Genomic DNA, 18463 nt, shown 5'->3' with positions numbered 1-18463 from the left:
GGCTACGCCCACCGGCCCGCGCGCCCCGACGGATCTTCTGGATGACTTCGTGACCAACAGACCTCCTCCGGTTTGGCACCTGAAACAAGAAAGGGCCTCTGTCGTGCCAGACGAAAGTCGACTGACAATGTTACAGATGTGCTAATTCAAGATGAACTGTAACGGAATTGGAGGCGTCAGCAACCAGATACCAAAGGTGCAAATGTCATTTCAAATCAACTTCCAACGGCTCATTATCGATATTCTTTTGCACACGCGGGTTTTGACGATCATCCGAGCAACAAATCATCAGGGGCAACCAGCTTGCTGCCAGCGCTACCGGCGCCCGCCTCAATCCATATGCGCGGCAGGAGCTGCCGCGCCGGCCGGAGCGGTCTTCGGCTTGCGCAGCAGGAAGACAAACGGAATGGCAACCAGCGTCATCACCATCAGCAGTTTGAAGTCGTTGACGTAGGAGATCATCATCGCCTGGATGTTGACCATGCGGTCCACCTGCGAAAGTGCCGTCGGATCGCCGCCTGCTGCCGCCGGCGAGGCCGCCCACAAATTGGGGTTGAACGGGTTGATGAAAGCCGACAGTTCGGTGTGATTGACCTGCGTGTTGCGCACCATGAGAACCGTCACCACCGACACACCGATCGACGAACCGAGATTTCGAACCAGGCTGAACAGGGCCGTGGCGTCGGTGCGGAAGCGCACGTCGAGCGTAGCGAAGGCCACCGTGGACAGCGGCACGAACACCATGCCCATGCCCAGGCCCTGGATGACGCCGGAGCTGAGGATCAGCCAATTGTCCATCTGCGGCGTGAAGGAGGACATGGTGTAGAGCGACTGCGCGGTGAGCAGAAAGCCGATGACGACGAGGATGCGGGCGTCGATCCTGCTCATGAGCCGTCCAACGACAAGCATCGAAATCATCGTGCCGACACCGCGCGGCCCCAGGACGACGCCGATGGTGACGGTCGGATAGCCGAAGATGGTCGACAGCATCGGCGGCAGCAGCGACATCGAGGCCAGGATCAGCACGCCCATGACGAAGATGAAAGCCAGACCGGTGACGAAATTGCGGTCGAGGAAGATCTTGGGGTCGATGAAAGGACGTTCCGCCGTCAGTGTATGGATGATGAAAACCCAGAAGCCGGTGATCGAAAGAGCAAGCTCGATCCAGATTTCGACCGAGGAAAACCAGTCGACCTCGCCGCCGCGGTCGAGCAGCAGCTGCAGCGCGCCGACGCCGAGCGAAATCATGGCGAAACCGAAGAAATCGAAGCTGCGGATCCGCCGGGCAACGACCGGCAAATAGGCTGCCATGCCGAGGAAGGCGATGATGCCGACCGGCAAATTGATGAAGAACACCCAGCGCCAGTTGAAATTCTCGGTCAGCCAACCGCCCAGCGTCGGACCCAGGATCGGCCCCAGCATGATGCCGGCGCCCCAGATGGCCATCGCCTGGCCGTGGCGTTCCCTGGGGTTGATGTCGAGCAGGAAGGTCTGCGACAGCGGCACGATGGCTGCGCCGAACACGCCCTGCATCAGCCGGAAGAACACTATGCTCTCCAGGCTCCAGGCAATGCCGCACAGCATCGAGAACACGGTGAAGCCGACAACCGCCGCCAGGAACAGTTCCTTGCGGCCGAAGCGGTCGGCCAGCCAGCCGGTCACCGGCGTCATGATCGCGGCGGCAACGATGTAGGAGGTCAACACCCAGTTTATGTTGTCGGGCGACGCGCCGAGGTCGCCGGTCATGGTCGGCAGCGCGACATTGGCAATCGTGGTGTCGAGCGCCTGCATGACCGTCGCCAGCATCAGCGCCACGGTGATCAGGCCGCGATGCGGCACTTCCTTGAAAGGTTCTGGTGTGGTCATGATGCGGAACTTCCGACAGGTTACAAAAACGTGTACATTAGGTTTCCGGGCGGCGAGGCCTTCTCTGGTGAAGAGACCCTCATCGCGGTGGGACGCGATCTATCGATGTGGGGGTTACATCGATCGAAGGTCTCGACACATCAGGCGCTTGCCGCCCGGAAATCCAAGGTCCGAAGGATGGGCGCCGAGATGGTCCAGGTTCTGGGCAGGCCGCGATGCGGCCCGGTCCAATCCACCCCTCGTTCAACCTGCCGTCGGACCGATCCTGTCATCTCAACTTCACCTCGCCTGCGGCGGGCGTTCTGCCGGGCCGTGATCCTGCTTTTCGAGATCACGGTCCATTCACAGTCTATTGTGCTTCGCCTGCGGTGGCGTGGCCGAAGATAGCGGGGAACCCGCGAGCAACGCCGGTATCCACCGTAACCGAGGCGCTCATGCCGGTGCGCAGCGCCATTTTGGCGTCGGCATCGGTCAGCTCCAGGCGCACCGGAATGCGCTGCGTGACCTTGACCCAGTTGCCGGTGGCGTTTTGAGCAGGCAACAGCGAAAACTCCGCGCCGGTGCCGGCGCCGATCGCCTTGACGGTGGCCTCGAAAGTTCTGCCCGGATAGGTGTCGACGACGATCTCGGCCTTCTGGCCAGGCTTCATGTGGGTAAGCTGGGTTTCCTTGAAATTGGCATCGATCCAGGTGTCGCCGGTCTCGACCAACGCAAACAGCGGCGTGCCGGAACCGACATACTGGCCGATCTTGAACGAGGAGGCCTGGCTGATGACGCCGTCGGCCGGCGCCTTGACCGTGGTCTGCGCCAGATCGTAGGCGGCCTTGTCGCGCGCGGCGAGTGCGGCCATCACCGTCGGATGCTTGTCGGTCTCGATATCGGGATTGCCGGCGAGAGCCGCCTTGGCGCTGATGATGCCTTGCTCGGCAACGGCCAGTTGCTGCCTGGCCTTGTCGAGATCGTTCTTGGCCTCGTCCAGCGACGATTTGGCGTTGATGCCCTTCTGGGCAAGGTCGGCGGCGCGGTCATACTGCGACTGCGCGTAGTCGACCTGGCTGGCATCGGACTTTTCCTGCGCCAGTGCCTGGCTGTAGGCGGCGCGCAGCTGTTCGATTCCGACGCGTGCGACTGCGACCGCCGCGTCGGCCTGGGCTAACGCGATCCGGTAGGGCTCGGGGTCGATGGCAAACAGTACATCGCCCTGCTTGACCTGCTGATTGTCCGAGATGCCGACCTGAACGATGCGTCCGGCCGTGTCCGAGGCGATCGACACCTTGGCCTGCTGCAAATTGGCGTTCTCGGTTTCCTGATAGCGGCCGCCGGTCACCCAGACATAACCGCCACCAATGGCCAGCGCGGCCGGCAGGGCGACCATCAGCAGCAAGCGGCCGAGGCGGCGCTTCTTGACCGGAGCCGGAGCGGGTTGAACCGGGGGAGCCACCGCGACAGGTGCTGCGGCCGGCTGTGCAGGCGCTTCGGCGGCCGGCTTTGCCGGCGTCTCGATCTTGGTTACATTCTCGTCCAGCTTGGCTGCCGCGTTCATGCTGCTGCCCCTTCCGTACTCTTCAAGGACGACGTCTCGCCGTCCGCCAGGTTTTGCACGATGGTGTCCAGCGCCCGGATCAGGACGCGGCGGTCCTCCGGCGAAACCCCGACCAGCGATTCCTCATAAACTTCGCCAGCAAGGCTTTTGACCTCGGCATAGGCCGCGTTCGCCTTGGCTGTCGGGAAGATCATACGCACGCGCCGGTCAGTTGCGTCGGAGCGCCGCTCGATCCAGCCGCCCTCCTCCATCCGGTCGACGAGGCGTGAAACGCTGATCGGCTCGATTTCGAGAAGTTCGGCGAGGCGAGCCTGGGCGACGCCCGCCTCCTTGGCAACGCGAACGAGAAGCCGCCATTGTGCCGAGGAAAGACCAAGTCCGCGGGCGCGCGCTTCAAAGCGCTTGCGCATGAGGCGCTGCACGTCGTGGATCAAAAAGCCCAATCTATCTATGCCGTCGGAAACCATGAGCGGTATATATTATAAGCGTGCTTACCATTCAAGGCGCCGCATTGCGCCAGAGCCGAAAAAGAGGGATGGCAGCCATGCAGATGCGGTCACGGCACAGTCAATGACGGTTGCGGATGACCTCCCGACCGAGACGTGAATTGCCGTCGAGAACGCCGCGAGAAGAAAGGTCGTCTTGCGCGTCCTCGCCACCGGCACACCTACGCTTTCGGCGGCATTTTCGCCGGCGGCGAAGGCATCGAGCCGGCGGTGATTCCACAGGGCATAGGCGAGGATGCCCCCGCACCCAGCGCGCCCAGCCAGATATTGTCCCAGCGAGCCAGGCCGAGGCCGCCCAGCAGCGGCTTCCCACCATGGTGACCTGTCACAGTCGACCAGCGCCCCTCGATTTTACGACAGGCGCAATTTCGATCAAACTGGCCTCGCAAAAGGCCGGCAGCATGGTGCGGCCAAATGCGAGGAGACCTATGAACCCGACCGAGAAAGCGCTGTGGTTTGTCGAGAGCCATCTGCCGGAAGCGATCTCGCTTGAAGATGTCGCGCAAAGCAGCGGCGTCTCGCGCTTTCATGTGACGCGCGCCTTTAGCGCCGCCACCGGCCGTTCGGTGATGGGCTATATGCGCGCGCGCCGGCTGACCGAAGCGGCGCGCAAGCTGGCTTCCGGCGCGCCCGACATCCTCGCGGTCGCGCTCGATGCCGGCTACGCCTCGCACGAAGCCTTCACCCGCGCCTTCCGCGACCAGTTCGGCACGAGGCCGGAACTGGTGCGCGCGCAGGGCAGCCTCAGCAATCTCGATCTCGTGGAGCCGATCCTGATGGACCAGTCCTTCCTCGCCTCACTGCCGCCGCCGCGCTTCGAGACCGGCCGTCCCTTCCTCATTGCCGGCCTCGGCGAGCGCTACAGCTGCGAAACCAGCGCGGCTATTCCGATGCAGTGGCAGCGCTTCGGTCCCTATATCGGCAACATTCCGGGCGAGACCGGCGACGTCGCCTATGGCGTCTGCGTCAACGGCGACGATGCCGGCAATTTCGACTATATCGCCGGCGTCGAAGTTTCGGATTTCTCGGACCTGCCGAAGGAGCTTTCGCGGGTGCGGGTGCCGGCGCAGAAATACGCCGTGTTCACCCATGCCGAGCACATCTCCACGATCCGCCGCACCGTCAACACGATCTGGAACAAATGGCTGCCGGCCTCGGGGCACGATATAGCCCACGGCCCCGAATTCGAACGCTACGGCCCGGAGTTCGATCCGCGCAGCGGCAATGGCGGGCTGGAGATATGGGTCCCGGTGGCCTGAACGCCGCTACAGCTCCAGGTTCCAGTTCTGGCCGACCAGATCCTTGCCGAAGGCGTGATGGCGCTCTTCGTCCACCAGCCTGAAGCCGGCACTCTCGTAGATGTGGCGGGCGGCGGTCAGGATGTCGTTGGTCCATAGGGTCAGCGTCGTGTAGCCCTTGGCACGAGCAAAGCCGATGCACTCCTGAACCAGCCGCTTGCCGATGCCGAGGCCGCGCGCCGATGGTTCGACATAGAGCAGGCGCAGCTTCGCCACCGCGTCGGATTTGCGCACGACGAAGACCGAGCCGACCACCTCCCCTTGCCGTTCGGCAATCCAGCTGCGTTCCCATTCTGGATCGAAGGATTTTACGAAGGCGCCGAGGATTTCGGCGACCAGCGCCTCGTAGGTTTCGTCCCAGCCATAGTCCTGTGCGTAGATCTGTCCTTGGCGGCGCACCACCCAGCCGATGTCGCCGACCTGCAAGGGGCGCAGCATATACGGCACTTTGGACTCCGGGCTGTCGCCCAGGAGTTGCTGCACCGTCTGCATGGCCTTGACCAGCCGGTCCTGTTCGGCAGCAGGAAGCCGCTCCAGCAAGGCCGCGACCTGGTCGTGCGAAGCCCGGTTCAGCGGCGCGAAGGCCTGCCGCCCAACCGGCGTCAGCGTGATCGACGACTGCCGCGCATCCGACGCCAGCGCCGCGCGCGCAATCAACTGCAGGTGCTCGAACTTCTTCAGGAGCCGGCTGACATAACCGGCGTCGAGGCCGAGATCGCGGATGAGATCGCTGGCGGTCAGGCCATCGCGATGCGCCAGTTCGTAGAGCACCCGCGCCTCGGTCAGCGAGAAGGCGCTTTTCAGCAGGCCTTCGTCGAGCAGACCTATCTGGCGGGTGTAGAAGCGGTTGAAAGCCCGCACCGCGTCGATGCGTTCCTTGCCGGGTTGATGATGGATCGTCATGGGAAGCCTCCTGCCCATCAACGATCGGTCATTTATTTGACTTAGTCAAGTATCGAGGAGATGCTCCCCCGGTCGTGTCTCAGGCGACGGCGCGGCGGCGCCGTGCGATCAGGACGAACAGGCCGAGCAGCACGACGCTGGCCGCAGCACTGGCGGCGGCAAATTCCGGCACCGGCCGAAAATCCTTGCCGTCGATCAGCAGCGATGCCGCGACCGGGCCGATCGCCAGACCGAAAAGCTGGGCCGCCGGCACCAGAAGCACGGCCGTGCGCGTCTCGTCGGCGGTGATCGCCAGCCGGATCTGATAGGGCACGATGAACAGAAGGATGAAGCCCATGATCAAGGCCGCGACCCAGAAAACCGTCAGGCCGGGGCTGCCGGCGAGCATCACGGAACTGGCGACGGCGACCACGCCGATCGCCACGATGGCGAAGCGGTAATCGATGCGCGCCTCGAAGACGGTAGCCGTCATTGCGCCCAGCACCTGCAATGCGAGGTTGGCCGAGACGATCAGGCCGACGGTGCGGCCATCGATGCCGTATTGTGCGCCAAGTGGCTCGAGAAACGCCCAGACCGAGCCGAAGAACATGAAGTAGCAGAAGACGCTCAGCAAAGCGGCAAGCGAGGGAACGGTCAGCACATTGCTGAACTGTTCCTCCTTGGGCAGGTCGGCATAGCTATCCGGGACGATGAAGGCGACGGCCACCGAGGCGATGCAGACGACGGCAAGAACGATGAAGCCGCCCGCCGATCCGGCGGCCGGGATGACGTAAAGCGCCAGCAGCAGGGCAAGGGCGCATTGCGCCAGGGTCTGAAGGGTGACGAAGAAGCCGCCGATGCGCTCGGCCCGGCGTGAACGGGCGATCAGTTCCGTGGCGACCGCCACCAGCCCACCCTCGGCGAGGCCTGCCACCGCGCGGGCGGCAATCAGCGAGGTCGAGGTCAGCGCATAGGCGGTCGCCCCGTTCGCCAGCGCCAGCAAGAGCAGAAGGACGGCACTTTTCAAGCGCATATTGTGGGCGGACAGCATCATGGCGATGGCCGCCGATCCGATGCCGATGGCGATCATCTCCGCCGTGGCGACCAGCGCGAGTTCGTCACCGCTGACATGCCCTTCGGTGTAGAGCGCGCCGAGAAGCACCGGCTGCAGCCCGAGAATGAGCAGGCCGACCGAGCCGATCCACAATGCCGAGGCGAGTTGCGCCCCAGTGGGGTTGCCGACCAGCCAGTCGCCGTTCCCGGCATCCGCGTTACCAGCAGAAGTCACGGTCGCCTCCCAACGTCCTTGCCTGACGGCAAAAAAACTGACAGTCTGTCAGCATTTAGAAACTGATACTCGATCATATTCGTTTGTCAATCAGTAGCGGGACTTGGCACCAACAAGGCTGGGGATGGTCTTGGCGATCGAATGGTCTGGGCGATCGAGAGGATGGCGGCATGAACGAAGCAGTGCAGATGACGACCGAACCGAGGCGCAGGCCCAAACAGGAGCGCAGCCGCGAGCGCATCGACGCCATCCTGTCGACGACCATGCGGCTGATCGGCGAGAAAGGCATCGACGCCGTCACCATGAAGGAAGTCGGCGCACAGGCCGGCGGGCCGATCGCCACCGTCTATCATTACTTCCCCAACAAGTCGGCGATCCTGGCGATGCTCTACGAGCGATTCTCCGAAGTGAGCCGCGCCCGGCTTGCCGCGATCGTTGCCGACGTCGGCGGGCTGAGCGACGTTATCGCTGCGGCCGACCGGCTGCTCGACGACTACTATGAGCGCGTCGCCGGCGACCCCGCCATTCAGGACCTGCAAAACGCCATCCAGGCTGACAAGGCGCTGAAGAATCTCGACATCGCCGAAACCCGGCACCAGGCGACGATGTTCTGCGACCATGTCGGCCCCTTTCTCGCGCCAGAGCGACGCAATGAGTTCGGCCGTATGGTTTTCCTGATCTTCCAGCTGGCCGGCGGCGTCGTGCGCATGGCGCTGACCCAGGACCAGGAGGAAAGCCGCCACACCATCGAGGACTACCGGTCGATCATCCATACGCAGTTGGGACTGTTTCTCTAGCGCCCGATTCGACACCGTCCGGTCTGGTGGATGAGGTTTTCGAAGCCGTCGGCCAGGTTGGCTGTGCCGGCGGCAACAATCTTCGACAGGTTCCTGGCGCGACCTGGGGTCTTGTTGGCATCGAGCAGCACGGCCCTGCCCTCATGCACGACAAAGTCGAATTTGCCATAGTCGAAGCCCAGCTTCCGACGCAAGGCGCGCAGTTCGTCGGGAACCGCAACCGGCTGCCGGCGGACGGTGTCGTCGCCCTTGACCAGGCGCTGCGGCGAGACATAGCGGGTGCAGCGCTCCCGATCGCCGCAGAATATCCAGAACCGCGCCGCAAACCCGTCGGGCTCGATTTCGGGAATGAATTTTTCCACGATCAGGTCGGCACGCCTGAAAATCTCCGGCGCCACATCGGCCAGCGAGGCATGCACCTGATAACGGTCGAAGGTCTGAGCGCCCGGGAAAGGCACTGCCTTGCCGGCGCGAACGGATTTTCGGTTGAGCTGCTCCTCGGGCGTCCCCCAATGATTGAGGTTGCTCTTGACGATGACCTGACCGCTCCAGTTGGCACCCTCCTCGAGGATCGCACCGCTGATGCGGCGCTTGGAAATGTCGGTTGCACCAAGATTGAGACAAATCGGAAATCCGCGCGCGTAGTCGACATAGTCCGATGGCGTCACTGTCGCGTCGACATGCAGGACGGCAATATCGGCGTTATGACTTGCCGAGGGTCCACGCATGATCTGCACGGAGTGACCGCGCCGTTTCAGCTCCGCCAGGACGTCGAACAGCATGTAGGGGCTGTCCTGGCGCAGCAGGAGGCCCCGCCGGCTCTGGAAGCGGTCAAATTCATGCGTTATGACGGCAATGCGGGCCATGGCCTTTCCTGCATGAGGTAACTCGCAAGGCAACCAACAGCCTGGAAGGAAATATGTCCAGCCTTTCCCCAAACCGTTCCGCATGACTGAGCATTGGGACGCAATTCGCCGTCATTGGCGGCTTCTCGGGTCGCCGCTGTGTCCACCCCCGGAAGCTGTCGCCGCCTATGAGCGCGAACTTAGCCTGCAATCAGTCGATGTGGTGCTGCTCGGGGTCACGCCGGAGCTTGCCGGCCTCGGAAGGACCATGCTCGCGATCGACGAGTCCACTGCCATGATATCGGGCATCTGGCCGGGCGATACCGCCTCACGCAAGGCGGTGATCGGCAACTGGCTGGAGTTGCCGCTGGGCGACGAAAGCGCCGGGGCGGTGATCGGCGACGGCTGTCTGTCGGCGCTGGACTCCTCGGTTGCACGGCAGGCGCTGCTTGCCGAGATCGCGCGTGTGCTGAAGTCCGATGGGCGGGCTGCATTGCGCGCCTATGCAAGCCCTCAGGTGCCGGACGATCTGCAGGAGGTCCGGGCGCTGACGCTGTCCGGTGGTGTCGCGACCTTCCACGAACTCAAATGGCGCATTGCCATGGCTTGTGCCGGCGGCGATCCCGACCGCGCCATTCCGGTGCGGGCGATCCTCGACGCCTTCGATGCGCTGTTTGCCGACCGGGAGGCCCTTGCCGCCACGACCGGATGGGAGATGCCGGTCATCGGCACCATCGATGTCTATGCGAATTCGCAGACTGTCTACAGTTTCGCCCCGGCGGCGACGCTGGTCGAAGAGGCGAGCCGGTTTTTTGACAGTGTCCGCCTCGCGCCGACAGGGACCTATGGGCTGGCTGAACGCTGTCCGCTTCTGGTGCTTAAATCGCCGCGGCGCCGGTAGGGTCTGCCGTCGGATCGCGGCACGGCTCCAATTGGCACAATTGTGCTCACCGTTCGCCTTGACTCTCGAAAGCCACGCGCTTATTTCAGCGCACGTTAGCACTCTCCCCAGGTGAGTGCTAACGCACATCCGGCACCGCCGGATCGAGGAACAGCTCTCACCGTTCTCATTCGAGGAAGAAAAAATGGCAAAGTCGAAGTTCCGCCCGCTTCATGACCGCGTGGTCGTACGCCGGGTCGAATCCGAATCCAAGACCGCCGGCGGGATCATCATCCCGGATACGGCAAAGGAAAAGCCGCAGGAAGGCGAGATCATCGCCGTCGGCTCCGGCGCTCGCGACGAAGCCGGCAAGCTGGTCCCGCTGGACGTCAAGGCCGGCGACCGCATCCTGTTCGGCAAGTGGTCGGGCACCGAAGTCAAGCTCAATGGCGAAGACCTTCTGATCATGAAGGAATCCGACATTATGGGCATCATCGGCTGATTATCGGCCTCACCGTCAACTAATTTCGGGCTTGATCGCAAGCCCCCTGCCAGGAGCTAAAAAATGGCTGCTAAAGACGTAAAATTCTCCCGCGACGCCCGCGAGCGCATGCTGCGCGGCGTCAACATCCTCGCCGACGCAGTGAAGGTCACGCTCGGCCCCAAGGGCCGCAACGTCGTCATCGACAAGTCGTTCGGCGCACCGCGCATCACCAAGGACGGCGTCACCGTCGCCAAGGAAATCGAGCTTGAAGACAAGTTCGAAAACATGGGCGCGCAGATGGTCCGCGAAGTTGCTTCGAAGACCAACGACATCGCCGGCGACGGCACCACGACCGCGACCGTTCTGGCGCAGTCGATCGTCCAGGAAGGCCACAAGGCCGTTGCCGCCGGCATGAACCCGATGGATCTGAAGCGCGGCATCGACCTGGCCGTGACCGAAGTCGTCGCGGCTCTCGGCAAGGCTGCCAAGAAGATCAAGACCTCCGAGGAAGTTGCCCAGGTCGGCACGATCTCGGCCAATGGCGACGAGTCGGTCGGCGCCATGATCGCCGAAGCGATGCAGAAGGTCGGCAATGAAGGCGTCATCACGGTTGAAGAGGCCAAGACCGCCGAGACCGAGCTGGAAGTCGTCGAAGGCATGCAGTTCGACCGCGGCTATCTCTCGCCCTACTTCGTCACCAACGCCGACAAGATGGTTGCCGAGCTCGAGGACGTCTACATCCTCCTGCACGAGAAGAAGCTGTCCAACCTCCAGGCCATGCTGCCGGTTCTCGAAGCCGTCGTGCAGACCTCCAAGCCGCTTCTTATCATCTCGGAAGACGTCGAAGGCGAGGCTCTGGCCACGCTGGTCGTCAACAAGCTGCGCGGCGGCCTGAAGATCGCCGCCGTCAAGGCGCCGGGCTTCGGTGATCGCCGCAAGGCCATGTTGGAAGACATCGCCATCCTCACCGGTGGCCAGGTCATCTCGGAAGACCTCGGCATCAAGCTCGAGAATGTCGGCCTCAACATGCTCGGCCGCGCCAAGAAGGTGTCGATCTCCAAGGAGAACACCACCATCGTCGACGGCGCCGGCAAGAAGGCCGAGATCCAGGGCCGCGTTGCCCAGATCAAGCAGCAGATCGAAGAGACCACGTCGGACTACGACAAGGAGAAGCTGCAGGAACGTCTGGCGAAGCTCGCCGGCGGCGTTGCGGTGATCCGTGTCGGCGGCGCGACGGAAGTCGAAGTCAAGGAAAAGAAGGACCGCGTCGATGACGCCCTCAACGCGACCCGCGCGGCCGTGGAAGAAGGCATCGTTGCAGGCGGCGGCGTCGCACTGCTGCGCGCTTCGGCCAACATCAAGGTCACCGGCGTCAATGCCGACCAGGCTGCCGGCATCAACATCGTTCGTCGTGCACTGCAGGCTCCGGCCCGTCAGATCGCTTCGAACGCAGGTGCTGAAGCTTCGATCGTTGCCGGCAAGATCCTCGACAACAAGGGCGCGACCTACGGCTACAACGCCCAGACCGGCGAGTATGGCGACATGATCGCCATGGGCATCGTCGACCCGGTCAAGGTCGTTCGCACCGCTCTCCAGGACGCGGCCTCGGTCGCCGGCCTGCTCGTCACCACCGAAGCCATGATCGCGGAGGCTCCCAAGAAGGAGTCGGCCGGCGGCGGCATGCCTGGCGGCATGGGCGGCGGCGGCATGGGCGGCATGGGCGGCATGGATTTCTAAGAATCCATAAAGCCGCCCATGAGCTAAAGTTGCTCAAGCCCGCAAGCGGGCTTGAGTGGCGGCATGGATTTCCAAGAATCCATAAAGCCGCCCATGAGCTAAAGTTGCTCAAGCCCGCAAGCGGGCTTGAGTGGCGGCATGGATTTCTAATCCAGCCAACCTGGCTTATGGATAAGGAAAGGGCGCCGAGAGGCGCCCTTTTTGTTTTAGAGACCAGTTAGTTAGGCGGCGCTGTCCGCCTGCCGCGCAACCTTGCCTGCAAGCACCGCCTGCTCGACAAGCGCCGCCACCTCGTCGGCCACCACCAGCACCGGTGCACGGTCGCGGGTGGCCCGCGCAATCACCATCAGCCCTTCCAGCGAGGATTCGACCAGCAGCGCCAAAGCGTGCGCGCGGCGTTCGGGCACCCCTGCCCTGACAAAGGCCTGTCGCAGCAAGCCGATCCATTGCTCGAAAGCCGATCGGCAGAGTTCCGCCAGTTCCGGCACATCGGTGGGTGAATCCAGCACCACCGGCGCGATGGGGCAACCCAGCGAAAAATCATTGTCCTCCAGAATGCGCCCGACCGACTGGTAGATGTGATGGACGGCCACTGCAGGATCGCTCTCGGCTGCCAGCGCTTCGCCCAGCCTTTTCGTGACGTCGGCAACGCTGTTGCGCGTCACCTCGATGACCAGTTGGTCCTTGCCGCCTGGGAAATGAAAATAGAGCGAGCCGCGCGGCGCCCCGCTGGCGCCCAGAATGTCGTTGAGCGAGGTGCCGTGATAGCCGCGCTGCCTGAGCAACAGGCCTGTGGTCTCGAGTATGCGGGTGCGGGTGTCGTTGGCCATGTCAACCTCTGTCAGCAGTGACGCATTATAGGCCTTGCCAACAATATGACAATCGGTCTATATAATATGTAGATCAGTCTATATATTATATAGGAGAGTGATATGCGCAGCTACCGTCTTGAAGGGTTTGGTGGAACCGAATCCTTGGCCATGCGCGACGAGGCGCGGACGGAACCGAAACCGCATGAGATCGTGCTGCGAGTCCGCGCCGCCTCGCTCAATCGGCGCGACACGATGATCCTTGGCGGCACCTATCCGTTGCCGCCGCGGCAAGGCATCGTGCCGCTGAGCGACGGCGCCGGTGACGTCGTCGCAATCGGCGATGCCGTCACCCGTTTTGCCGTCGGCGACCGCGTCACAGGCAGCTACTTCGCCCGCTGGATCGATGGCCGCATCAATGCCGGTCTGATCGACCAGCTCGGCTGTACGCTGGACGGCATGCTGACTGAGTTTGCCGTGCTCGACGAACAATGGGCGGCGCGACTGCCCGATCATCTGAGCTGGCACGAAGCGGCGACGCTGACCTGCGCCGGCGTGACGGCCTGGAACGCGGTGACGGGGACCCGGATTACGAAGCCTGGTCAATGGGTTCTCACCATCGGTTCGGGTGGCGTTTCGCTGTTTGCTCTGCAGTTCGCCAAGTTGCTCGGCTGCCGGGTTGTCGCCATCACATCGCGCGCGGAGAAGGCCGACAGGCTGCGGGCGCTGGGCGCCGACCTCGTTGTCTCCAGCACCGACATACCGGAATGGGGCGGCTGGGCGCGCGAGCAGACAGGCGGCATCGACCTCGTCGTCGAAACCGGCGGCCCGGCCACCTTCGCGCAGTCGCTGATTGCCAGCACGCTTTATGGACACATCGTGCTGCTGACGCTGCAGGACGCCAGTGGCAGATCGATCGAGATGCCGGCAGCGCTTTATCAGCGCAGCCTCGCCACCATTAGCCGCCTGTTCGTCGGCAGCCGCAGCAATCTCGAAGCCATGCTGCGCGCCGTGTCGCAGCATCGCCTCAAGCCCGTTATCGACAGGGTCTTCCCCTTTGCCGAAGCCCCCGAAGCGTACCGCCACTTCCAGCAGGGCGACGTGTTCGGGAAGGTTGTCATCGACTGCGCCTGACCCAATTGCCCGCTTTTCAACCCCGAATCAGGAGAACGACCATGACCATCCGTGAAGCTTCCGCAGAATGGCAAGGCACGCTGAAGGAAGGCGGCGGCCGTCTGCGGCTTGGCAGCGGCGTCTTCGAAGGCGCCTATTCCTTTCCGTCGCGGTTCGAGAACGGTCCGGGCACCAATCCCGAAGAGCTGATCGGGGCAGCACATGCCGGCTGCTTCTCGATGGCGCTGACCTTCATCCTCGGCCAGGAAGGCCACGTCGCCCGCACCATCCGCACCGTCGCCAAGGTGCATCTCGGCGCGACCGCCGCCGGGCCGACGATCACCCGCATCGAGCTCGAAACGGAAGCAGAGATTCCCGGCCTTCAGCCTGCCGAATTCCAGCGTATGGCGGAGACGGCGAAGACGACCTGCCTTGTCTCCCGCGCTTTGGCCGGCGTTACAACCATCACCCTCAAGGCCGAGCTGGCCGCCACCACTGCCACGGAACAATGAAAACCAGGAGGTATGAGATGAGCCAGGACAGCATCACGAGCATTCATCCGGGCGACCACTCTAGCCAGACGGCCGAGATCATGCGTCGCTTCAACGATGTGTTCCAGTTGCACGATCCGTCCGCGCTTGCCGAGTTGGTGGCGCAGGATTGCGTTATCGAAAACACCGTGCCGGCGCCGGACGGCGCCCGCCATGCCGGCAAAGAGGCGTGCATTGACCTATGGTCGGCGATCGCCACCCAGCCTGGCACGCGCTTCGACCTTGAGGAAACCTTCGTCGCCGGCGAACGGGCGACGATCCGCTGGCGCTACTTCATGGCCGACGGCAACTCCATCCGCGGCGTCAACCTGATGCGTGTCGCGGACGGGCTGATCGTCGAGGCGATGGGTTACGTCAAGGGATAGAAGCGTTGCCCGATACGGCACTCCCGTTCCCAGCCCGGAATCTCGCTCAAGTCGAGTTTCCGGGCCGGTTTTCTGGTCACTGGATGACGCGGTGCAGCTTCACCGTGGTGCTGGGACTGTTCTGGATGGTCTGGAAGATCACGCAATAGCGATCCGTGAGTTCGAGCAGTTGGTCGAGCTGACTTTGGGGAGCGTCGGTGTCGATGTCGAACCGCAAGCGGATTTCCTTGAAGCCGACTGGAACACCCGCAGTCACGCCGAGCGTGCCGCGAAGATCGACGTCACCTTCCGCGGAAACTTCGGCGGACCTGATCGGAATTTCGAGCACGGCCGCCGCCGCGCGCATCGAGACACCGGCGCATGCGATCAGCGCCTCCAGCAGCATGTCGCCGGAGCAGAGTTCCTGGCCGCTGCCCCCGGCCATCGGATGAATGCCGGCAAGCGCCAGCCCGCGTCCGGTCTCGACCTTGCAGGTCACGGTGGACGCGTCGGCGACGCCTTTGGCCTTCAAGGTGAGGAACGCGGCCTTCGCATCCCTGCGATAGAGATCCTTGATCGGCTCCTGCGTGGCGCGAAATGTTGCGACCATGAACAATCTCCTGTCTTGAATTGTCGTTGTCAAAAATGGCGAGCAGTGGCCGGGCCTTATTCCGGCACCGCGATGCCGGAGCCGCCGAGCTCAGCCGGAAAGTCCCTGAGCTTGGGCAGCCCGTCCTTCATCGGCAGCACGGTCTCAGCGTAGTTGACGTGAACCCCAGGCATGAATTTCACGCCTGGTATGGTTGCCGCATAGACATCGACCAGGCCGAGCGGCGGATGAACGGTCATCAGATGACCACCGCATTTCGTGCAGAACTGGCGATCGCTCATTTCGGTCTTCTCGAACCCGGACAGGAACTCCGCGCCCCTGGTGACCTTGATGTTCTGAGGCTTCCACAGCGTGAAGGCGTTCACGGGAGACGCCGACCACGATCGACACGAACCGCAATGGCAATAGCCCATTGCCTCGGCGGCTCCGTGCACTTCGATTCCACGGCGCCGCAAAAACACCCGCCCTTATGTACCGTCATGACTTTTGTCCCTGGTTGGTTTCGACAGCACTCAGCGCCCACTCTCGGCAGCGCTTGAGCACCGGTGCAGGTTTAGGAGTTCTGGCCGCGAACTGAATGATACGGCGTCCGCCTCGCTTGACAGCGCGTCCGGAACTCGAAAGGGATGGCTCACCGGCTAGCCGGGTGCGGGACGAAACGGAATGGCCGGGGATGCTCTGTCTGACCTGTTGAGGACGGTACGCCTTACCGGCGCGACGTTTTTTGACATTGAGGGCCACGAGCCGTGGGCCGTCTGCTCGCCGGCGCCATCGTCCATCCTGCCGAAGATCCTGCCCGGTGCGGACCATCTGATCTCCTACCATGTGGTAACGGCCGGTCGCTGCTTCGCGCGCATCGTCGGCCAGGAAGCGATCGCGCTGGAGGCCGGCGAAGTCGTCGTCTTCACCAGGAGCGACCCGCACATTATGTCCAGCAATCCGGCGTTGCGCGCCGATCCGCCGACAGCCGACGTTCTCGACATCGCAACAGCCGGCCGGATGCCGTTTTACATCAACTGCGCCGGCGACGGCGCGACCTCGGCCAGGCTGGTTTGCGGCTATCTCGCCTGTGATGCACAGCCTTTCAATCCACTGCTCGAGGCTTTGCCGCCGGTGATCAAGGCCGGAGATGCCAAAGGCGATGGCGGCTGGCTCAGCCAGTTCATCAACCTGGCTGTCACGGAGGTGGCGCAAAAGCGCGCAGGCAGTGAAACGGTGCTCACCAAACTGAGCGAACTGATGTTTGTCGACGTGTTGCGCCGTTACTTGGAATCGCTGCCGCCACAAACCACGGGATGGCTGGCTGGCCTGCGCGATCCGCACCTGGCGAGGGCACTGGCGCTGATCCACGACCGGCCGGCGCATAACTGGACGGTGGAGGCGCTGGCGAAGGACTCCGCGCTGTCGCGCAGCGTGCTCGCCGAACGCTTCACCAGGCTGGTCGGCATGCCGCCAATGCATTATCTCGCCAAATGGCGCATGCAGATCGCCTCGGAGCTGCTCAGCGCCGGCTCCAGCAACATGGCCAGCATCGCCGCTGAAATCGGCTACGAATCCGAGGCAGCGTTCAGCCGCGCCTTCAAGAAGATGATCGGCCTTCCGCCCTCGGCCTGGCGTCTAGGCATCCGGACCGGATCCGGAACCGACGAAGAGTAGGCCGAGGCCTGGCAGCTCCTGTTCTATCGATCAGCCAGCGCCAGCTTGGCGCCGAGCATGACAAAGGCGCCGGCGAAGGTGCGGCGCATCCAGGTCAGCACCATCGGCCGCGACACGACATGGCTGCGGATCGAGGCCGCAAAGATGCCGTAAGCGACGAAGACGACGAAGGTCAGCAGCATGAAGACGCTCGAGAGTTCGAGCATCCTGGCAAATGCGTTCGGTTCGGTCGTGCTGACGAATTGCGGCAGGAAGGCAAAGAAGAAGATCGACAGCTTCGGGTTCAGGATGTTGATCAGGATACCGGAGGTGATGACCTTGGCTGCCGAGCGGGGTGCCGCGTTTTCATCGACGCTCAGGCCGCCCTTCTCCTTCAGCGTGTTCCAGGCCATGTAGAGGAGATAGGCGACGCCGAGATATTTCAGCGTCTCGAAGGCGACAGCACTTGTGTGCAGCAGCGCCGCCAGGCCGGTGATGGCGGCGGCCATATGCGGGATGATGCCAAGCGTGCAGCCGAATGCAGCAGTGATCGAGGCGCGCGCGCCTTGCGAAAGCCCGGCGCTCAGCGTGTAGAGAACGCCGGTGCCGGGCGAAGCCACAACGATCAGCGACGTCAACAGAAATTCGATGCTCATGGTTCCTCCAACGCCCTGCCCGTAGTGGAAGCTATCGGGGGATGTGGGATGAGGCAAGGTGGGCGTCGGCTAGATCGTTGGCATCCCGTGCGCCTTGCGCGCCATCAGGCAATCGTCGCCGCCAGGCATGCAGGCGTGGCAGACGTCCGGGCGGATCTCGTAGATGCCGCAGGCCGTGTGCTTGCCGATCTCGCCCGTAAGCGCCGAACAGCGCACGCCCTCGCAGCGCATGCCGGACAGGTCGGCGGACACGAACTTTTCCGGAATCCGGTCAAGTTGCGCATCGTCCTCGGTCGAGAAGCGCGGCCATTCGGCCGAGTAGGAACAGCAGGCGCCGCAGCTCTGGCAATCGAAAACCGGCTGGTCGTCCTGTTTTGACGACCGGATATCCCTGGCGGCCAACGCGACCAGCCCAGGTGCTGCGAGATTGCGATCGGCTTGGTGCGGCAAGGCGCTATTTCTTCTTGCCTGCCTTGCCCTTGGGCGTGGCGGCTGGCGCCTCGAACAGATCGGTTGCCGACGGTTCGGCGGCCTTCGGCGCGGCAGCGGGCTTGGCCTGCTTTGCAGTGGCAGCAGCCGGCGCTGCCGGCTGGTCCTTGGTGGAAAACTTTATGGCCAT

General features: G+C 63.1%; 20 protein-coding genes and 2 pseudogenes. 9 read left to right on the top strand and 13 right to left on the bottom strand.

Annotation, left to right across the window (positions count from 1 at the left end):
• Positions 1-330: 330 nt before the first annotated feature.
• From NLY36_RS28800 to NLY36_RS28785, 4 genes and pseudogenes are all read right to left on the bottom strand, one after another.
• Complete coding sequence (locus NLY36_RS28800) at positions 331-1866, bottom strand: DHA2 family efflux MFS transporter permease subunit (protein WP_023671527.1); 1536 nt, start codon at positions 1864-1866, stop codon at positions 331-333.
• A 349-nt stretch (positions 1867-2215) separates the two neighbouring features.
• Complete coding sequence (locus NLY36_RS28795; RefSeq protein WP_023736377.1) at positions 2216-3409, bottom strand: HlyD family secretion protein; 1194 nt, start codon at positions 3407-3409, stop codon at positions 2216-2218.
• Entirely contained in the window at positions 3406-3876 is a 471-nt protein-coding gene (locus NLY36_RS28790) for a MarR family winged helix-turn-helix transcriptional regulator (RefSeq protein WP_023736376.1), read from the bottom strand. Before NLY36_RS28790 ends, NLY36_RS28795 begins: the two co-directional genes overlap by 4 nt.
• A gap of 126 nt (positions 3877-4002) precedes the next feature.
• Positions 4003-4214, bottom strand: a pseudogene (locus NLY36_RS28785) (iron chelate uptake ABC transporter family permease subunit); the annotation flags it as partial.
• 129 nt (positions 4215-4343) lie between these two features.
• On the opposite strand from NLY36_RS28785, the gene NLY36_RS28780 reads away from it, so the two are divergent.
• Positions 4344-5174, top strand: coding sequence for an AraC family transcriptional regulator (locus NLY36_RS28780; protein WP_023736375.1), 831 nt, complete (start codon positions 4344-4346; stop codon positions 5172-5174).
• Positions 5175-5180: 6 nt separating this feature from the next.
• On the opposite strand, the gene NLY36_RS28775 is transcribed toward NLY36_RS28780, so the two are convergent.
• The gene (locus NLY36_RS28775) at positions 5181-6116 is read right to left on the bottom strand and encodes a bifunctional helix-turn-helix transcriptional regulator/GNAT family N-acetyltransferase (protein WP_023736374.1); all 936 of its coding nucleotides are present in this window, start codon (positions 6114-6116) and stop codon (positions 5181-5183) included.
• A 79-nt stretch (positions 6117-6195) separates the two neighbouring features.
• The gene (locus tag NLY36_RS28770) at positions 6196-7383 is read right to left on the bottom strand and encodes an MFS transporter (RefSeq protein WP_286461604.1); all 1188 of its coding nucleotides are present in this window, start codon (positions 7381-7383) and stop codon (positions 6196-6198) included.
• Between the two features lie 170 nt (positions 7384-7553).
• Here NLY36_RS28770 and NLY36_RS28765 point away from each other — a divergent pair, with 170 nt between their 5' ends.
• Positions 7554-8180 (top strand): TetR/AcrR family transcriptional regulator, encoded by a 627-nt coding sequence (locus NLY36_RS28765; protein ID WP_023712752.1) that lies wholly within the window; start codon positions 7554-7556, stop codon positions 8178-8180.
• On the opposite strand, the gene NLY36_RS28760 is transcribed toward NLY36_RS28765, so the two are convergent.
• Positions 8177-9046: a hypothetical protein gene (locus NLY36_RS28760; protein ID WP_023736373.1), complete on the bottom strand. Its 870-nt coding sequence runs from the start codon at positions 9044-9046 to the stop codon at positions 8177-8179. The genes NLY36_RS28765 and NLY36_RS28760 overlap by 4 nt on opposite strands.
• 82 nt (positions 9047-9128) lie before the next feature.
• Between NLY36_RS28760 and NLY36_RS28755 the strand changes: the two genes are divergently transcribed.
• From NLY36_RS28755 to groL, 3 genes are all read left to right on the top strand, one after another.
• The gene (locus NLY36_RS28755) at positions 9129-9926 is read left to right on the top strand and encodes a class I SAM-dependent methyltransferase (protein WP_023689544.1); all 798 of its coding nucleotides are present in this window, start codon (positions 9129-9131) and stop codon (positions 9924-9926) included.
• Positions 9927-10110: 184 nt separating this feature from the next.
• Entirely contained in the window at positions 10111-10407 is a 297-nt protein-coding gene (gene groES, locus NLY36_RS28750) for a co-chaperone GroES (protein ID WP_006203049.1), read from the top strand.
• A 63-nt stretch (positions 10408-10470) separates the two neighbouring features.
• The gene (groL, locus tag NLY36_RS28745) at positions 10471-12126 is read left to right on the top strand and encodes a chaperonin GroEL (RefSeq protein ID WP_023709705.1); all 1656 of its coding nucleotides are present in this window, start codon (positions 10471-10473) and stop codon (positions 12124-12126) included.
• 221 nt (positions 12127-12347) lie between these two features.
• Here groL and NLY36_RS28740 read toward each other — a convergent pair whose 3' ends face one another.
• Positions 12348-12956, bottom strand: a complete 609-nt coding sequence (locus tag NLY36_RS28740; RefSeq protein ID WP_023735847.1) for a TetR/AcrR family transcriptional regulator — start codon at positions 12954-12956, stop codon at positions 12348-12350.
• Between the two features lie 102 nt (positions 12957-13058).
• On the opposite strand from NLY36_RS28740, the gene NLY36_RS28735 reads away from it, so the two are divergent.
• Genes NLY36_RS28735 through NLY36_RS28725 form a run of 3 tightly spaced genes read left to right on the top strand, consistent with a single transcriptional unit; the run spans position 13059 to position 14964 of the window.
• Positions 13059-14069, top strand: coding sequence for a zinc-dependent alcohol dehydrogenase family protein (locus NLY36_RS28735; protein WP_023735848.1), 1011 nt, complete (start codon positions 13059-13061; stop codon positions 14067-14069).
• Positions 14070-14110: 41 nt separating this feature from the next.
• Positions 14111-14560, top strand: a complete 450-nt coding sequence (locus NLY36_RS28730) for an OsmC family peroxiredoxin (RefSeq protein ID WP_023705715.1) — start codon at positions 14111-14113, stop codon at positions 14558-14560.
• Between the two features lie 17 nt (positions 14561-14577).
• Positions 14578-14964, top strand: a complete 387-nt coding sequence (locus NLY36_RS28725) for a nuclear transport factor 2 family protein (protein ID WP_023735849.1) — start codon at positions 14578-14580, stop codon at positions 14962-14964.
• Positions 14965-15040: 76 nt separating this feature from the next.
• Here the strand turns inward: NLY36_RS28725 and NLY36_RS28720 are convergent, their stop codons facing one another.
• Positions 15041-15553, bottom strand: coding sequence for an OsmC family protein (locus NLY36_RS28720; protein ID WP_023735850.1), 513 nt, complete (start codon positions 15551-15553; stop codon positions 15041-15043).
• Positions 15554-15609: 56 nt separating this feature from the next.
• Positions 15610-16034, bottom strand: a pseudogene (locus NLY36_RS28715) (GFA family protein).
• A gap of 182 nt (positions 16035-16216) precedes the next feature.
• Here NLY36_RS28715 and NLY36_RS28710 point away from each other — a divergent pair.
• Positions 16217-17209 (top strand): AraC family transcriptional regulator, encoded by a 993-nt coding sequence (locus NLY36_RS28710; RefSeq protein WP_023694696.1) that lies wholly within the window; start codon positions 16217-16219, stop codon positions 17207-17209.
• A gap of 23 nt (positions 17210-17232) precedes the next feature.
• Here NLY36_RS28710 and NLY36_RS28705 read toward each other — a convergent pair whose 3' ends face one another.
• The 3 genes from NLY36_RS28705 to NLY36_RS28695 all read right to left on the bottom strand — a co-directional run bounded on the left by NLY36_RS28705 (position 17233) and on the right by NLY36_RS28695 (position 18463).
• Complete coding sequence (locus NLY36_RS28705) at positions 17233-17844, bottom strand: LysE family translocator (protein WP_023735851.1); 612 nt, start codon at positions 17842-17844, stop codon at positions 17233-17235.
• A 69-nt stretch (positions 17845-17913) separates the two neighbouring features.
• The gene (locus NLY36_RS28700) at positions 17914-18294 is read right to left on the bottom strand and encodes a YkgJ family cysteine cluster protein (protein ID WP_023715196.1); all 381 of its coding nucleotides are present in this window, start codon (positions 18292-18294) and stop codon (positions 17914-17916) included.
• 4 nt (positions 18295-18298) lie between these two features.
• Positions 18299-18463, bottom strand: coding sequence for a hypothetical protein (locus tag NLY36_RS28695; RefSeq protein ID WP_023671505.1), 165 nt, complete (start codon positions 18461-18463; stop codon positions 18299-18301).

The organism is Mesorhizobium sp. C399B (assembly GCF_030323185.1).
GTDB lineage: Bacteria > Pseudomonadota > Alphaproteobacteria > Rhizobiales > Rhizobiaceae > Mesorhizobium.
This window is presented reverse-complemented; position numbering and strand designations above follow the sequence as displayed.

Excerpts from the sequence above, each read along its gene's own strand:
- NLY36_RS28800 (WP_023671527.1), bottom strand. The coding sequence starts at position 1,866 with ATGACCACACCAGAACCTTTCAAGGAAGTGCCGCATCGCGGCCTGATC.
- NLY36_RS28795 (WP_023736377.1), bottom strand. The coding sequence starts at position 3,409 with ATGAACGCGGCAGCCAAGCTGGACGAGAATGTAACCAAGATCGAGACG.
- NLY36_RS28790 (WP_023736376.1), bottom strand. The coding sequence starts at position 3,876 with ATGGTTTCCGACGGCATAGATAGATTGGGCTTTTTGATCCACGACGTG.
- NLY36_RS28780 (WP_023736375.1), top strand. The coding sequence starts at position 4,344 with ATGAACCCGACCGAGAAAGCGCTGTGGTTTGTCGAGAGCCATCTGCCG.
- NLY36_RS28775 (WP_023736374.1), bottom strand. The coding sequence starts at position 6,116 with ATGACGATCCATCATCAACCCGGCAAGGAACGCATCGACGCGGTGCGG.
- NLY36_RS28765 (WP_023712752.1), top strand. The coding sequence starts at position 7,554 with ATGAACGAAGCAGTGCAGATGACGACCGAACCGAGGCGCAGGCCCAAA.
- NLY36_RS28760 (WP_023736373.1), bottom strand. The coding sequence starts at position 9,046 with ATGGCCCGCATTGCCGTCATAACGCATGAATTTGACCGCTTCCAGAGC.
- NLY36_RS28755 (WP_023689544.1), top strand. The coding sequence starts at position 9,129 with ATGACTGAGCATTGGGACGCAATTCGCCGTCATTGGCGGCTTCTCGGG.
- groES (WP_006203049.1), top strand. The coding sequence starts at position 10,111 with ATGGCAAAGTCGAAGTTCCGCCCGCTTCATGACCGCGTGGTCGTACGC.
- groL (WP_023709705.1), top strand. The coding sequence starts at position 10,471 with ATGGCTGCTAAAGACGTAAAATTCTCCCGCGACGCCCGCGAGCGCATG.
- NLY36_RS28740 (WP_023735847.1), bottom strand. The coding sequence starts at position 12,956 with ATGGCCAACGACACCCGCACCCGCATACTCGAGACCACAGGCCTGTTG.
- NLY36_RS28735 (WP_023735848.1), top strand. The coding sequence starts at position 13,059 with ATGCGCAGCTACCGTCTTGAAGGGTTTGGTGGAACCGAATCCTTGGCC.
- NLY36_RS28730 (WP_023705715.1), top strand. The coding sequence starts at position 14,111 with ATGACCATCCGTGAAGCTTCCGCAGAATGGCAAGGCACGCTGAAGGAA.
- NLY36_RS28725 (WP_023735849.1), top strand. The coding sequence starts at position 14,578 with ATGAGCCAGGACAGCATCACGAGCATTCATCCGGGCGACCACTCTAGC.
- NLY36_RS28720 (WP_023735850.1), bottom strand. The coding sequence starts at position 15,553 with ATGGTCGCAACATTTCGCGCCACGCAGGAGCCGATCAAGGATCTCTAT.
- NLY36_RS28710 (WP_023694696.1), top strand. The coding sequence starts at position 16,217 with ATGGCCGGGGATGCTCTGTCTGACCTGTTGAGGACGGTACGCCTTACC.
- NLY36_RS28705 (WP_023735851.1), bottom strand. The coding sequence starts at position 17,844 with ATGAGCATCGAATTTCTGTTGACGTCGCTGATCGTTGTGGCTTCGCCC.
- NLY36_RS28695 (WP_023671505.1), bottom strand. The coding sequence starts at position 18,463 with ATGGCCATAAAGTTTTCCACCAAGGACCAGCCGGCAGCGCCGGCTGCT.